Origin of the sequence: Sediminibacterium ginsengisoli, from assembly GCF_900167075.1 — a bacterium.
Taxonomy (GTDB): domain Bacteria; phylum Bacteroidota; class Bacteroidia; order Chitinophagales; family Chitinophagaceae; genus Sediminibacterium; species Sediminibacterium ginsengisoli.
The window spans coordinates 446,211-461,235 of record NZ_FUWH01000001.1; the positions used below are offsets into that span (position 1 = coordinate 446,211).

Annotated in this window: 17 protein-coding genes; 13 read left to right on the forward strand and 4 right to left on the reverse strand. The window is 47.5% G+C overall.

Going from position 1 to position 15,025, the window contains the following annotated elements:
- Window positions 1–74 precede the first annotated feature (74 nt).
- Window positions 75–1,100, reverse strand: coding sequence for a sugar kinase (locus B5D42_RS02100; protein ID WP_078829763.1), 1,026 nt, complete (start codon window positions 1,098–1,100; stop codon window positions 75–77).
- 195 nt (window positions 1,101–1,295) lie between these two features.
- Between B5D42_RS02100 and B5D42_RS02105 the strand changes: the two genes are divergently transcribed.
- The 4 genes from B5D42_RS02105 to B5D42_RS02120 all read left to right on the forward strand — a co-directional run bounded on the left by B5D42_RS02105 (window position 1,296) and on the right by B5D42_RS02120 (window position 4,990).
- Complete coding sequence (locus tag B5D42_RS02105; RefSeq protein ID WP_078829764.1) at window positions 1,296–1,961, forward strand: beta/alpha barrel domain-containing protein; 666 nt, start codon at window positions 1,296–1,298, stop codon at window positions 1,959–1,961.
- Window positions 1,962–2,021: 60 nt separating this feature from the next.
- Window positions 2,022–3,329, forward strand: coding sequence for an MFS transporter (locus tag B5D42_RS02110; RefSeq protein WP_078829765.1), 1,308 nt, complete (start codon window positions 2,022–2,024; stop codon window positions 3,327–3,329).
- A 105-nt stretch (window positions 3,330–3,434) separates the two neighbouring features.
- The gene (locus B5D42_RS02115) at window positions 3,435–4,475 is read left to right on the forward strand and encodes a DUF6807 domain-containing protein (protein ID WP_078829980.1); all 1,041 of its coding nucleotides are present in this window, start codon (window positions 3,435–3,437) and stop codon (window positions 4,473–4,475) included.
- A 38-nt stretch (window positions 4,476–4,513) separates the two neighbouring features.
- Window positions 4,514–4,990, forward strand: coding sequence for a YcxB family protein (locus B5D42_RS02120; RefSeq protein ID WP_078829766.1), 477 nt, complete (start codon window positions 4,514–4,516; stop codon window positions 4,988–4,990).
- Window positions 4,991–4,999: 9 nt separating this feature from the next.
- Here B5D42_RS02120 and B5D42_RS02125 read toward each other — a convergent pair whose 3' ends face one another.
- Complete coding sequence (locus B5D42_RS02125; protein ID WP_078829767.1) at window positions 5,000–5,428, reverse strand: GNAT family N-acetyltransferase; 429 nt, start codon at window positions 5,426–5,428, stop codon at window positions 5,000–5,002.
- Window positions 5,429–5,590: 162 nt separating this feature from the next.
- Between B5D42_RS02125 and B5D42_RS02130 the strand changes: the two genes are divergently transcribed.
- The 3 genes from B5D42_RS02130 (at window position 5,591) to rnc (ending at window position 7,888) form a co-directional block, all read left to right on the forward strand.
- Window positions 5,591–5,827, forward strand: a complete 237-nt coding sequence (locus tag B5D42_RS02130; protein ID WP_078829768.1) for an acyl carrier protein — start codon at window positions 5,591–5,593, stop codon at window positions 5,825–5,827.
- A gap of 89 nt (window positions 5,828–5,916) precedes the next feature.
- Window positions 5,917–7,170: a beta-ketoacyl-ACP synthase II gene (fabF, locus tag B5D42_RS02135; protein ID WP_078829769.1), complete on the forward strand. Its 1,254-nt coding sequence runs from the start codon at window positions 5,917–5,919 to the stop codon at window positions 7,168–7,170.
- A gap of 4 nt (window positions 7,171–7,174) precedes the next feature.
- The gene (gene rnc / locus B5D42_RS02140) at window positions 7,175–7,888 is read left to right on the forward strand and encodes a ribonuclease III (RefSeq protein ID WP_078829770.1); all 714 of its coding nucleotides are present in this window, start codon (window positions 7,175–7,177) and stop codon (window positions 7,886–7,888) included.
- A 3-nt stretch (window positions 7,889–7,891) separates the two neighbouring features.
- On the opposite strand, the gene mce is transcribed toward rnc, so the two are convergent.
- Window positions 7,892–8,305, reverse strand: coding sequence for a methylmalonyl-CoA epimerase (gene mce / locus B5D42_RS02145; RefSeq protein ID WP_078829771.1), 414 nt, complete (start codon window positions 8,303–8,305; stop codon window positions 7,892–7,894).
- A 127-nt stretch (window positions 8,306–8,432) separates the two neighbouring features.
- On the opposite strand from mce, the gene B5D42_RS02150 reads away from it, so the two are divergent.
- The 3 genes from B5D42_RS02150 to B5D42_RS02160 all read left to right on the forward strand — a co-directional run bounded on the left by B5D42_RS02150 (window position 8,433) and on the right by B5D42_RS02160 (window position 10,527).
- Complete coding sequence (locus B5D42_RS02150; RefSeq protein ID WP_317041999.1) at window positions 8,433–9,650, forward strand: IscS subfamily cysteine desulfurase; 1,218 nt, start codon at window positions 8,433–8,435, stop codon at window positions 9,648–9,650.
- 70 nt (window positions 9,651–9,720) lie between these two features.
- Window positions 9,721–10,137 (forward strand): Fe-S cluster assembly scaffold IscU, encoded by a 417-nt coding sequence (gene iscU / locus B5D42_RS02155; protein WP_078829772.1) that lies wholly within the window; start codon window positions 9,721–9,723, stop codon window positions 10,135–10,137.
- Window positions 10,138–10,170: 33 nt separating this feature from the next.
- A complete protein-coding gene (locus B5D42_RS02160; protein ID WP_078829773.1) occupies window positions 10,171–10,527 on the forward strand; it encodes a HesB/IscA family protein in 357 nt (118 codons plus the stop codon).
- Window positions 10,528–10,857: 330 nt separating this feature from the next.
- Here B5D42_RS02160 and B5D42_RS02165 read toward each other — a convergent pair whose 3' ends face one another.
- Entirely contained in the window at window positions 10,858–11,364 is a 507-nt protein-coding gene (locus B5D42_RS02165; protein WP_078829774.1) for a hypothetical protein, read from the reverse strand.
- Window positions 11,365–11,469: 105 nt separating this feature from the next.
- Here B5D42_RS02165 and B5D42_RS02170 point away from each other — a divergent pair, with 105 nt between their 5' ends.
- Genes B5D42_RS02170 through B5D42_RS02180 form a run of 3 tightly spaced genes read left to right on the forward strand, consistent with a single transcriptional unit; the run spans window position 11,470 to window position 15,013 of the window.
- Entirely contained in the window at window positions 11,470–12,192 is a 723-nt protein-coding gene (locus B5D42_RS02170; protein WP_078829775.1) for an ABC transporter permease subunit, read from the forward strand.
- Window positions 12,193–12,221: 29 nt separating this feature from the next.
- On the forward strand, window positions 12,222–13,982 hold the full coding sequence (gene gldG, locus B5D42_RS02175) for a gliding motility-associated ABC transporter substrate-binding protein GldG (protein ID WP_078829776.1): 1,761 nt from the start codon (window positions 12,222–12,224) through the stop codon (window positions 13,980–13,982).
- A 59-nt stretch (window positions 13,983–14,041) separates the two neighbouring features.
- Complete coding sequence (locus B5D42_RS02180) at window positions 14,042–15,013, forward strand: TerC/Alx family metal homeostasis membrane protein (RefSeq protein ID WP_078829777.1); 972 nt, start codon at window positions 14,042–14,044, stop codon at window positions 15,011–15,013.
- Window positions 15,014–15,025 lie beyond the last annotated feature (12 nt).

The window sequence follows — 15,025 nt, forward strand, 5'->3', positions numbered from 1 at the left end:
TTTTTGGAATGAATAAAAAACCGTTCTGCGCAGTCAGCACAGAACGGTATATACGTATTGATGAACTGACATGATTAACGCTGAACCCTTCCGGATCCGTCGCCTGCAACCAGTTCTTCCACTTCTTTGCGGGTAGCATGGTTGAGATCGCCCGGAATGGTATGTTTCAGTGCAGAAGCTGCAACACCGAACTCAGCTGCATCGGCCATGGATTTGCCGGCAACGAGACCGTAAATGAAACCGCTTGCAAATGAATCGCCGCTGCCTACGCGGTCAACGATGCGCACTTCATACTGCCTGGTATGATAGAACTCATTGCCATCGTACACCAGCGCACTCCAGCCGTTGTCAGAAGCACTATGGCTTTCTCTCAGGGTAGAAGCTATATATTTGAAACCGAATTTTTCTTTCATTTGCTGAAATACGCTTTTGTAACCATCGAGATTCAGTTCGCCTTTGGTAACATCGGTACCTTCGGCCTTGAATCCGAGTGTGGTTTCGGCATCTTCTTCGTTACCGATACAAACATCTACGTACTGGCAGAGTTTGGTCATCACTTCCCTTGCTTTTTCCTTGCTCCACAATTTCTTACGGTAGTTCAGGTCTATACTGGTAGTGATCCCTTTTGCTTTGGCAGCTTTCAGCGCAGCTTCGGTAAGCGCAGCAGCTTTATCGCTGAGGGCAGGAGTGATGCCGGTTGTATGGAACCAGTCCGCACCTTCAAATATTTTATCGAAATCGAATTCACTTACATCCACATCCGCAATAGAAGCGCCTGCGCGGTCGTACACAACCTGTGAAGCACGCATGGAAGCGCCGGTTTCAAGAAAGTAAATACCGAGACGCTGGCCACCGCGTGCAATGAATTGCGTATCCACTCCATAACGGCGGATATGATTGATTGCGGCCTGACCCAGCGGGTTATCCGGAACCTTGGTTACAAAAACACCATTCAGTCCATAATTAGATACAGCCACGGCTACATTGGCTTCACCACCACCGTAGGTAACATCAAAACTGTCACTTTGAACAAAGCGCTCGAAGCCCGGAGTAGACAAACGGAGCATGATCTCTCCCAGGGTTACAACTTTTTTTGGCATGTGTAGAGATTAAAATGTAATAATAAAAGGATGTGTGTTATCTTGATACCATCAATCTTCAAATTTCTCTCAATATTTCGGTAAGATGAAATAATAGGCTGAGGTTTTCCATTTAAAATTATGCAAACGTTTGCGTAAAAAAATGGCAGGCTGAACGCTAATTCCAATAACATTGTCCTTTAATCAAAAAGCCATATGGAAAAGAAGGTAGAAGTAATGAACCTGATACCCGAACAGGGAGTGTTGCCTTTATATTTCACCAAAGACACAGAAGTTAGCATCAATGTACTGAAAGCCCTGTACCAGGCTGGTATCAGAGCTGTTGAATACACCAACAGGGGCGAAGCCGCACTGCAGAATTTCAAAGAAATGCGTAAGGTGTGCGATACGGAACTGAAAGGAATGTATCTCGGTATCGGTACTATTAAGAACGGCGATATGGCCCGCACCTTCATCGATGCCGGCGCAGACTACATTATCTGCCCCGGTCTCGTGGAAAGCGTTGCAAAAGCTGCTGATGCTGCCGGCGTATTATGGGTTCCGGGTTGTATGACCCCTACCGAGATCATCAGCGCAGAAACACTCGGCGCTAAAATGATCAAACTCTTCCCGGGCAATATACTCGGCCCGGATTTTATGAGCGCCATCAAAGAACTCTTCCCTGATCTGAAATTTATGCCCACCGGCGGCGTGGATACCACTAAGGAAAATATCGGCGCATGGTTCAAAGCCGGCGTTTGTGCGGTTGGTATGGGTAGCAAACTTATCAGCAAAGCTTTGCTGGAATCGAAAGATTACGCAGCCATCGAGAGCCAGACCAGAGAAGTATTGGCAATTGTGCAAGCGCTGCGGGCAAAATAGAATACAGTTTTTTTCATATATCAGCCGGTTAACGGCTGACTGCTTTTAAAATTTACTACGATGAACCAGGCCATAGGAAAATACAGGTGGACGATATGCGGACTCGTATTCTTTGCCACCACGATCAACTATATCGACCGGAACGTGATCAGCTTCCTCAAGTCGACCTTTACCGAACAAATGGGATGGACTGACGGCGATTATGCAGATGTGGAGATCGTCTTCAAGTTATTTTATGCAGTTGGTATGCTCGGTGCAGGCCGGCTCATTGATAAGCTGGGAACCAAGATCGGTTACGGACTGGCAACGCTCTTATGGAGTATTGCCGGTATCGCCACTGCGCTGGTGAATACGGTTGCCGGTTTCCAGATCGTAAGAGGAGCACTGGGTGTAACCGAATCAGGTAACTTTCCTGCAGCGATCAAAACAGTAGCAGAGTGGTTTCCTAAAAAAGAACGGGCACTGGCAACAGGTATCTTCAATTCAGGTGCTAACATCGGTGCTATCGTTACACCGATCGCCGTGCCGCTGATCGTTACCTACTGGGGCTGGAAATGGGCCTTCATACTTACCGGCCTGCTCGGCCTCGTATGGGTAGTGCTCTGGTTCATGATGTACGAGATCCCGCGCAAACACAAGAAACTATCAGTAGCGGAACTGCATTATATCGAAAGCGATAAGGATGAGGAAAAAGCAACGGCGGAAGAAGCGAACGAACCGAAACTCTCATGGTTCAAACTGCTGGGCTACAGACAAACCTGGGCATTTGCACTGGGTAAATTCCTCACAGACCCGATCTGGTGGTTCTATCTTTTCTGGCTGCCCGATTTCTTCGAAAGTACTTACAACATCAAGCTGCTGGCGGCAAGCTGGCCTGTAGCTGTAGTATACCTGATCTCGACTATCGGCAGTATCGGCGGGGGCTGGCTTCCTTTATACCTGATCAGGAAGGGCTGGTCCATACCTAAAGCAAGAAAAGTATCGATGCTGATCTATGCATTCTGCGTATTGCCGATCCTTACAGCACTGGTACTGGGTAAAGTGAATATGTGGCTGGCGGTAGGAGTGATCGGTATTGCAGCGGCAGCGCACCAGGCCTGGAGCGCCAATATCTTCACTACGGTGAGTGATATGTTCCCTAAGAAAGCTACAGCATCTGTAACCGGTATCGGGGGCATGTTTGGCGGACTGGGCGGTATCTGTCTCTCTTTCTTTGTACAGAAAAATATGTTTGTGCATTACCGCTCGATCGGTCAGATCGAAACGGCTTATTATATCATGTTTGTTGTGTGCGGACTCTCTTACCTGCTGGCCTGGGTGCTGATGCAGGTGCTGATTGGTAAAAACAGGAAGCAATTGGAGTTATAACATACGAAGAATTCAAGATCGGTAGAAGTGGCTGAGGTGTGTCGGACTGGTTGGTTCCGGCGCACCTTTTTTCTGAAACAGGTAAGCAAATCAATACCTATGTATATGAAATCCCTGCTTAAACAGGCGGCGTTCATCGCATGTCTGCTGCCGGTAGCTGCAGCAGCGCAAAAACAGAAAATAACGGTAACCGATCTGCCGGCACAACAACAGGTGGTTATTGCTGTGAACGGCAAACCGTTTACAACGCTGATCTACTCAGATACCATGGAAAAACCATTCCTGTACCCGATCTATGCGGCTAACGGAACAACGGTAACCAGGGGCTTTCCGCGTAATCCCGAACCCGGCGACCCTACAGATCACCCGCATCATATCGGTTTATGGCTGAATTATGAAAACGTGAACGGGCTCGATTTCTGGAACAATTCCTACAATATTCCGGCAGCAAAAAAATCGCAATACGGCTGGATCCATACAGACAGGATCAGCGCAGCTGAAAGCGGATCCAAAGGGAAACTTGCCTATGAAGCCAGCTGGACCAACCAGCAGCGTAATGTATTGCTGCGCGAAAAAACCAGCTTTCTGTTCAGCGCGGAAGGTGAGGCAAGGATCATCGACAGAACCACTACGTTAACAGCAGTGGAGGACGTATCCTTTCCCGATATCAAAGACGGTTTTCTGGGCCTCCGTGTGGCACATGAGCTGGAACTGCCCGTAAAGCAGGCAAAAGAATATAAAGACGATAAAGGGAATATTACCCGCGTGAATGAAACAAAAGATGCACGCGTAACCGGCAATTATCTCACATCCGCAGGCAAACAGGGCGATTCGGCCTGGGGCAGCAGGGGCAGCTGGTGTATGCTGTATGGCAAAAAGGGGGGCGACAGTATCAGCATCCTCATCATCGATCATCCGGAGAATCCCGGTTATCCAACTTACTGGCATGCGCGTAATTATGGACTTTTCGCAGCGAACCCCTTAGGGCAGAAAATCTTTTCCGAAGGACGGGAGGCGCTCAATTACAAACTGGCAGCCGGCAACAGTGTTACTTTCAGGTATCGTATTGTGATCAATGCAGCCGGCCGGTCATTGAACAGCGCACAGATCACGGCTTATGAAACTGCATTCAAAAAGAGTCAATAGCGGATCAAAAACCTGTAGATTTGCGGCAATCTTACGATATGCAGCATAGTTTTTCCTACAATAAGAAGAAAGTCATACAGGCCTTGCGGTACCATTTTGTACAGAAACCTGAGATCAGGATCCTGATGATCCTGGTAAATGTATTCGCTATTGTGGCGGCTGTCCTGTTCTATACCAAAAAGATCCGCCCGGAGCCATTCCTGCTGGGTTCACTGATCTGGCTGGGGATGATGGCCACATTCTGGTATTTCCTGCCCAACAGTATTTACAAGAAAGCCAGCACCTTCCGCGATGCGTTTATCATAACCTTCGATGAATCGGAAGTGAGACTGGAAAACGAAAGGGGCTTTGTGGAATGGCAATGGGAGAAATTCAGCCGCTTTTTCGAAAGCCCGCATTTTTTCCACCTTTATTTCGACTCGAAATCGTTCTTTCTTGTACCCAAAGACGATATGCCCGATTCATTCAGGCATGAGCTTCGGGGAATGCTGAACCGAAAGATCAGTAAGAAATAAATAAAGTAATTACAGGTTTTTGGACATTTCAAAGTGCGGGATGGTCACTTCTTCAAATTCTTCGCCGGATACCTGGTAACCCAGTTTTTCGTAGAAACCGATGGCCGTATCGCGTGCATGCATGGTCATGCGGCGGTAATTCCTGTCGCGGGCAATATTCTCCGCAAACATCATCAGCACCCTGCCGATCCCTTTACCCTGTAACCCGGAATAAACGGCCATCTGCCTTAAACGGACGGTTTTAGGATCGCTTTCCGTGAGGATGCAGCAACCTTCCAGCTTATCATCGTCGAAACAGCCGATCAGGATATCGTCTTTTTCCTTTTCCAGGTCTTCCATGGTAAATACCAGCCCGAGAGGCTTGCGCAGCATCTGGTAACGCAATTCTACCATTTGCGCATATTCAGGTGTTCCGTGGTCTATAATTTTAAGCGCCATAGACATTGAAAGTATGAAATTTAACGGGTATTCAGATCAAATGGGAGGGTATGATTTTTGAAGAATAACCTGAAAATGAAGGCTGTGAAAACAAAAGTGCGTTAAAATATTGCTTATTTGACAAAAAGTATATTTTTGCGGCTGTAACAAAAACTTTTTACAATGTCAGACATCGCAACAAGAGTAAAGAAAATCATAGTTGACAAGTTAGGAGTTGACGAGGCCGAAGTAACCAATGAGGCTTCTTTCACTAACGATCTCGGTGCCGATTCTTTGGATACCGTTGAGTTAATTATGGAATTCGAAAAAGAATTCAACATCTCTATCCCAGATGAGCAGGCTGAAACCATCACTACTGTTGGTCAGGCTGTTGCTTACCTCGGCGAGCACGCAAAGTAAGAATCCACGCTATTAAAGGAATAATTTAATCCGCCTTTCTGCGGCACACAAGGCCCGAAAGGCGGATTATCACTTAAACAGGTTATCAGATGCAATTAAAACGAGTTGTTGTTACAGGAATCGGTACACTTACGCCTATCGGGAACAATCTCAATGACTACTGGAGTAATCTCATCAACGGAGTATCCGGAGCTGCTAACATCACTTTATTTGATGCATCTAAATTCAAAACCCGTTTTGCATGTGAAATCAAAGGCTTTGATCCTACCCAGTTCATGGACAGGAAGGAAGCCCGTAAATTAGACCGTTTTGCGCAACTGGCGGTTGTTGCCAGCGATATGGCTGTAGCCGACGCTGGTATCAGCACCGAAAATGTGGATGTGGACCGTGTAGGGGTAATCTTCGCCAGTGGTATCGGCGGACTGACCACTTTCCAGGAAGAAGTGATCAGTTTTGCAAAAGGAGACGGTACCCCCCGTTTCAACCCTTTCTTTATTCCTAAAATGATCCTTGATATTGCAGCCGGACAGATCTCTATGCGTCATGGTTTCCGCGGCCCTAATTTCGCCGTGGTAAGTGCCTGCGCATCGAGCACCAACGGTATCATATCTGCGGTAGATAATATCCGCCTGGGAAAGGCTGATATTATCCTCAGCGGCGGATCAGAAGCTGTGATCAGCGAAGCCGGTCTCGGCGGGTTCAATTCCATGAAAGCGATGAGCGAAAGGAATGACGATCCTGCAACTGCAAGCCGCCCTTACGATAAAGACCGTGATGGTTTTGTAATGGGTGAAGCAGCAGGCGTACTGGTTCTGGAAGAATACGAGCACGCGATCAAACGCGGAGCAAAGATCTATTGTGAGATCGCAGGCGGCGGCGCAACTGCCGATGCGTATCACCTTACCGCACCGCATCCGGACGGCCTCGGCGCACGCAATGTAATGCTCGCAGCCCTGAAAGATGCAGGTATGAAACCGGAAGAGATCGATTACATCAATACACACGGCACTTCAACACCACTCGGAGATGGCGCGGAAGTAAAAGCAATCACCGAAGTATTCGGCGAACATGCATACAAACTGAACATCAGTTCCACCAAATCCATGACGGGCCATTGCCTGGGTGCAGCCGGTGTTATCGAAGCCATTGCATGTATCCAGAGTGTGATCCATGACATTGTGCCCCCAACCATCAATCACTTTACAGACGACCCCGAACTCGATCCTAAATTGAACTTCACTTTTAACAAGGCACAGAAAAGAACAGTGAACGCTGCCTTAAGTAATACTTTCGGATTTGGCGGACACAATGCCTGTGTTATTGTAAAAAAATACGTAGCTTAAGGGTGTGCAATTAATCAATAACTTATTCGGGCGGTCGCAAGGCGATTCCTCTTTCGAAAAGCAACTGAAAAATGTACTGGGATTAAAACCAGGCAATGCGGCGCTTTACCGTACCGCACTCAGTCACCGTTCCGTTAAGGAAACCCCGGATGAGAACAACGAAAGGCTCGAATACCTCGGCGATGCCGTATTGAGTGCGATCGTGGCCGATTATCTGTTCAAACGTTATCCCTATAAAGGTGAAGGCTTCCTCACCGAAATGCGCAGCAAAATGGTGAACCGCCAGCAGCTGAATGATATCGCATTGAAAATGGGCCTGCGCAAGCTTACCTTTTACAACAAGTTCGATAATTCCCTGAAAGGCAGCCAGATCTTCGGAAATACCCTGGAAGCAGTGGTTGGCGCAGTATACCTGGATAAGGGCTATACCAAAACACACCAGTGGGTACTGAAGCATATTGTAATTGCGCATATGTTTGTGGACGACCTGGAGCTGGTTGACATCAACCTCAAGAACAAACTCATCGGCTGGGCCAGCAAAAACGGAAAAAGCCTCTCTTTCGATCTCGCAGATGAAAAAATGGAAGGCAGCCGCAGGCTCTTTACCATTAATGTGGTGATCGATGGCCAGATGCTCGCACAGGGTAAGGGCTACAACAAAAAAGACGCCAGCCAGGCAGCAGCCCAGGTAGCGATCGAGAAGCTGGGAATCAGCTGAATTCTATTCTTCGCCGGGTTTACTCTCCTGGCATAATTCAATCAGAACGCCGTTGGTGCCTTTGGGATGCAGGAAGCACACCAGTTTATTATCCGCTCCGGCTTTCGGTTCTTCATTGAGCAGTACAAAGCCTTCATTACGAAGTCGTTGCATTTCAGCACGGATATCGGCAACCTCAAAAGCAATATGATGCATGCCCTCGCCTTTTTTCTCCACGAACCTGGCGATCACGCCGTTTTCATCGGTACTTTCCAGTAATTCTATCTTGGTTTCACCTTTCTGAAAAAAGGCTGTTTTTACCTGTTCGCTGGCAACGGTTTCCGTTTTGTAGCAGGTTGTATCGAGCAGTTTTTCGAAGAGCGGAACGGAGGCAGATAAGCTCTTAACGGCGAGCCCTATATGTTCTATTTTATGCATCAGTGTCTGTTTATGTAGTACCTTTACATTACAATTTTGGTAAAATACGCTGCATCGGCTGTAGCCGCCAAATTTATGCAGTATTTTTGCCCTATTATCAGTATTAGTGTTTAAACTTTGTGAGGTTATGTTGAAATTACCGATTTACCTGGATAACAATGCCACTACACCAATGGATCCGCGGGTGCTGGAAGCCATGCTGCCTTATTTTACGGAGCATTTCGGAAACGCAGCAAGCCGTAACCATTCCTTTGGCTGGGAGGCAGAAGAGGCCGTGGATTATGCGCGTGAACAGGTAGCTGCGCTGATCGGTGCAGATCCCAAAGAAATTATATTTACGTCGGGCGCAACAGAAGGCGATAACCTGGCTATCAAAGGTGTGTATGAAATGTATGCTTCCAAGGGTAACCATATCATCACCTGCACCACGGAACATAAAGCGGTACTGGATACCTGCAAACATATTGAGCGCAGCGGCGGGGAGGTTACTTACCTCAACGTAAATGCTGAAGGTCTGATCGATCTGAAAGAACTGGAAGCAGCGATCAAACCGAATACCATCCTTATCGCGATCATGTACGCGAACAACGAGATCGGCGTGATCCAGCCCATGAAAGAGATCAGCCAGATCGCACGCAAACATGGTGTGCTCTTCTTCTCCGATGCCACACAGGCAATCGGAAAAATTCCGGTTGACGTGAATAAGGACGGCATCGACCTGATGGCTTTCACCGGGCATAAAATGTACGGTCCGAAAGGCGTTGGCGCTTTGTATGTGCGTCGTAAAAATCCACGTGTAAAAGTAACTGCACAAATGGATGGCGGCGGACATGAACGTGGTATGCGCAGCGGTACACTGAATGTGCCGGGCATTGTGGGTTTCGGTAAAGCATGCGAACTTGCAAGACTTGAAATGGCTGCCGATGCTGAAAGACTCGGCAAACTGCGCGATAAACTGGAGAATGCACTGATGCAGCTGGAAGAAGCGTATGTGAACGGAAGCCGCGAGCACCGTTTACCGCATGTGGCCAATATTTCTTTTAAATATGTGGAAGGAGAAGGACTGATGATGGGCTTTAACAAGAATATCGCCCTCTCTTCAGGCTCTGCATGTACGTCTGCTTCGCTGGAGCCGAGCTATGTACTGAAGGCGCTTGGCCTGGGAGACGACCTGGCGCACAGCTCACTGCGTTTCGGACTCGGCCGCTTCACTACGGAAGAGCAGATCGATTATACGATCAAAGCCGTAAGCGATACCGTTCTGAAACTGCGCGAGATGAGTCCGCTCTGGGAAATGTTCAAAGAAGGTGTGGATCTCGACAAGATCGAATGGGCGCACCATTAAAAATACAACCCGGTCCTGTTTACGGGGCAGCCGCCGGGTTTTAGCAATCCCGTAATAAAAAAGAACGATCATGGCATATTCTGAAAAAGTAATAGATCATTACAGCAACCCCAAAAATGTGGGCACGCTGGATAAGGCAAAGAAGAATGTAGGTACCGGCCTGGTAGGTGCACCTGAATGCGGAGACGTAATGCGACTGCAGATTGAAGTGGATGAGACAGGGCTGATCACCGACGCCAAATTCAAAACCTTTGGTTGTGGTTCGGCTATCGCTTCTTCGTCACTGGCCACAGAGTGGCTGAAAGGCAAAACGGTAGACCAGGCGGTGCAGATAGACAATATGGATCTGGTGGAAGAACTGAACCTGCCGCCGGTAAAGATCCACTGTTCTGTACTGGCAGAAGATGCCATCAAAGCAGCGATCAACGATTACCGTAAAAAGAACGGGCTGGAAGAGCTTGTTTTTGAAGAGAAGGGCGTTCACTAATTGTTATACTAGACATCATAAAAGGAGGTATTTATGGCAGAAGTTGCAACAGAGAACAGCATTTATGTAACAGAGAAAGCAAAACAGAAAGTGCTGCAGCTGATGGAAGAAGCAGGCGTGACTGCAAATGACGGATATTTTCTGCGTGTAGGCGTTGTAGGAGGCGGATGTTCGGGGTTGAGCTACAAGATGGATTTCGACAACGAGATCAAACCGGCCGACCAGGTTTTTGAAGACAACGGTATTAAAGTGGTAACAGACCTGAAAAGCTTTCTGTACCTCGTTAATACAGAGCTTGATTTTTCAGACGGACTGAACGGCAAGGGGTTTTTCTTTAACAACCCCAATGCCAGCAGGAGCTGCGGTTGTGGAGAAAGTTTCGCAGTGTAACATAACAACTGAAGTAAAATCAAAATAAAAGCCGGGCTTAATGCACCGGCTTTTTGCTTAATAAAGAACCAACTATGAAGAGACCAACCGCGTGATGATCATTAAGAGGGTGTATAAATAAGTCCTGTGTAACGTGGCTGATCTTATCCTGCGGGGATTACTGGTTTTTCTTCACTTCTTTCACTTCCTCTTCTCCCGCTGACGTCTCCCAAAGGGGACTCAGCGCAGCACGGACTTGCTATTTTTAAAGCCGCATATAGAGTTTAACCTTCAGACGGTGTGTCGCTCAGGCCGCTGGGCCTTGTCTTTGCGCCCGCGCTTCTTTGGCCTCTACTGGTTTTTCTTCACTTCTTTCACTTCCTCATCTTTGATAACTTTCGGCGGATCTTTTTTCATCTCTTTTACTTTTCCTTCTCTTGGCATCGGAGGCGGCGGTGGTGGTGCCTGCTGCGATACTTTAACTTTCGGATATTCTTTCACTCCATTTCCTTTTCCTTCCCTCGGCATTTGAGGCGGTGGAGGCGGAGCCTGCTGTGATACTTTAACTTTCGGATATTCTTTCACTCCATTTCCTTTTCCCTCCCTCGGCATTGGGGGCGGCGGTGGCGGAGCCTGTTCAGATACTTTAACCTTTGGATATTCCTTCACTTCTCCGTCCTTCACTACTTTCGGCGGCGTAAATTTCACCACTTCTATTTTCGGCGGGTCTTTCCTTACTTCTTTCACTTCATTATCTTTATCCCTGACCACTTTGGGCGGGGCTTTTTTCGTTTCCTGTGCATGGGAAAAAATGCCTGTCAGGAACAGGCTGCAGAACAAAAGACAGATCCTTTTCATAATGGTAGTTTTAAATAGGACGCGAAATGTGATTATTTCCATAAAGTAGGCGATAAAAACCTTGCGACTTGGGCCGAATGACCAATAACATTTAGTTTTGATACCATGTGGATGATCTGCAAAAAAGAATGGCAACAGTTTTTCAGCAGTCTTACGGGCTATATTGCCCTCGTTGTTTTCCTGCTGATCAACGGGTTACTCCTGTTTGTATTCCCCGACAGCAGTATACTGGATTTCGGATATGCGTCGCTGGGTAGTTTTTTCAGCCTGGCGCCCTGGGTATTATTATTTTTAGTACCTACCATCACCATGCGCAGTTTTGCGGATGAATACCGGGCAGGTACATTCGAGCTGCTTAAAACATTGCCGCTGAAGCCGGCGCAGATCGTATGGGGTAAATTCTTCGGCGCCCTGCTGATCGTTATCTGTGCCTTACTTCCTACTATCATCTATGCCATTTCGATACAGCAGCTCAGCGTAACAGGCGGTATCGATGTGGGTGCTACAGTGGGCAGCTATCTCGGGCTGGTATTACTGGGGGCAGTCTTTACTTCTGTCGGCATCTGTGCAAGCAGCTTTACCAACAATACAGTGGTTGCATTTATTGCCGGCGCATTCGTCTGCTTCCTGCTTTGCAGTGGTTTCGATGCCATCAGCAGGTTGCCTGTATTCAGGGCGGGAGCTGATTATTATATAGAGATGCTGGGGATCAATTTTCATTACCGCAGCATCAGCCGCGGTGTGATCGAAAGTAAAGACCTCGTTTATTTCACAGGTATTATTCTTTTATTCCTGCTGGTGACCCAGAAAAAACTGGCAGACCGTTAAAATGAAGACCGCAGGATAAACAAGATCAGATGCAGAAATTATTAAAGCATAAATATTGGTGGGCGGTATTGCTGGTGCTATTCCTGGCAGTCGTTTATCTTTCTTCCGGCCTGCATTTCCGTGCCGACCTTACCGCGGAAAAAAGGTACAGTTTAAGTAATGCCACAAAATCATTGCTGGAGAAAGTGGATGATGTGGTAACCGTACACGTCTATCTCACGGGCGATCTTCCCGCAGACTACAGGAAGCTGAGTATAGCCACCAGGGATCTGCTTGAGGAATTCAATGCTTTATCAACCAATCTGGTACGGTTCAGTTTTGAAAAACCGGGTGAAGGTATCCAGAATGACACTGCGGTAGCGATATTGTACGACAGCCTTGCCCGGATGGGTGCTGTTTATGAACGCAGTGATGTGATCTCCGATCAGAAAGAAAAAGCAACCAGTCATTTTATCTGGCCATCCGCACTGGTAACATACAAAGACCGGCGTCCGATAGCGGTAGACCTGCGCAGCAGCCGCAAAGTATACAAACAGTATAATGTAGTTACCGATGATCCGCAGGAAGATATCGAAGCCACAAGAAACGCAGCAGAAGCATTGCTCGAGTACAAGTTTGCCAATGCCATCGATAAACTGACACGTAAAACGGTTCCAACCGTAGCATACGTGGTAGGGAATGGCGAGCCGGTAGACCGGACCGTGAACGACCTGGGTGAGAGCCTGCGCAGTGAATACAAGCTGGCCGTTTTTGACCTGAAAAAAGGTTACCCTGATGCTTCGATGATAGATGCGATGGTGATCGTAAAACCAACGCAGCCATTTACAGATGAAGACAAGCTGAAGCTGGATCAGTATGTAATGAATGGCGGTAAGCTGATCTGGTTCGTAGATAAATTACACGCAGAACTCGACAGCCTGATGCGTAAACAGGCAGAATATACGGCGTTCGACAGGGGATTAAACCTCGACGATATCTTATTCCGTTATGGAGTAAGGGTCAACGGCGACCTTGTGCAGGATCTCAACTGTGCAAAGATCCCCGTTGTGATAGGCCGTAATCCTGACGGATCTCCAACCATGCAGCGGGTACCATGGCCTTATTATCCGTTTCTTTCAGCGCATGGCGATAATCCGATCTCACGCAATCTCGACAGGGTATTACCCATTTTCCCATCGAGCATAGATACGGTGAAAGCGCCGGGAATAAAGAAAACAATATTGCTGGCAACAGACAGCAGCAGCAGGCAACTGGCATCACCGGCGATTGTGTCGCTGAACAGTGTGAAGAATGATGCGGATCTGAGAACTTTCAATAAAAGTTACCTGCCGGTAGTTGTTTTGCTCGAAGGAAAATTCACATCACTATTCGCGAACAGGGTAGGCCAGACACTGCTCGATTCCATTCAAAAGGCAAGCGGCAAACCATTTTTGCCGAAGGCCATTAAGGAAGGCAAGCAGATCGTGGTTTCTGATGCCGATCTTGTGACCAATGTGGTCAGCAGCAGCCAGGGACCCTTGCCAATGGGTGAGTTGCCGCTGGAAGGATACCGGTTTGCCAACCGCGAGTTTTTCCTGAATTGTGTGGATTACCTGGCCAGCAACAACAATCTTTTCGAAAGCCGCAACAAGGAAGTGATTTTACGCTTACTCGACAAGCGCAAACTGGAAGATCAGCGGACACTCTGGCAATTCCTGAACATAGCACTGCCCGTATTGCTTGTAATACTGGCAGGGATCATTGTGCAGTGGCGGCGGAAGAGAAAGTACGGAACACATCCGGCTGCATAGCGTAAAAGAGGTACGGACGCAAGCGGTGAACCGCCTATCTTTACAGTAAAATCCACTTCATGACCCACCACCAGATCGTTTATCTTGTATTTGGTATTATACTGGTACTTGCCCTCGCCTTGGATCTCGGCCTGCTGAGTAAAAAAGATAAAAAAATCACCATCCGCCAGGCATTGATACAGACCTGTTTCTGGGTAATGCTGGCACTCGGCTTTTTTGTTTTTATGTGGGTGGAAGAAGGTCCGAAACTTTCATTCGAATACCTCAGCGCTTACCTGATGGAGTGGAGCCTGAGCATTGATAATATCTTCGTCTTCATCCTTATATTCAACTCGTTCCGAGTAAAGGAAAAGTATTATTCACGGGTATTGCTGGTGGGGATCCTGATGGCCATCGTGTTCCGTGTGATCTTTATTACCGTAGGCGTGGCACTGGTGGAAAGGTTCAGCTGGGTGCTTTATATTTTCGGCGTATTCCTGCTGTACACCGGTTATAAAATGTTTACATCCAACGATGAAGAATCTTTTGAACCGCACGATACAAAGATTTACCGTTTCCTGAAAAAATACCTGCCCCTGGCTCCCAATGACGGCGAAGGTAAATATGTGGTTGTGGAGAACGGAAAACGTTTTTATACAACACTGTTTGTGGTGGTAGTGCTGCTGGCCTGTATCGATCTCGTTTTCGCACTGGATTCCATACCTGCAGTAATGGGTATTTCAAGAGACAAGCTTGTGATCTATACGTCCAATATTTTTGCGGTACTGGGTCTCAGGTCGCTTTTCTTCCTGCTGCGCGGCGCAGTTTCCAAATTCGATTACCTGCAGCAGGGTATTGCGATCGTGCTGGTATTCATCGGCGCTAAAATGCTGGGCGAACATTATATCAACCAATGGGTGGGCAAGACCACGCAGGTATTCCTATCCCTCGCCGTGATCCTGGTCTGCATCAGCGGTTCTATTGTGTATTCCATCTATAAGAATAAAAAAGGAACACCGCCCGATGTTCAGGATGACTCACTCACAGAATAGATAGTCCGTAAC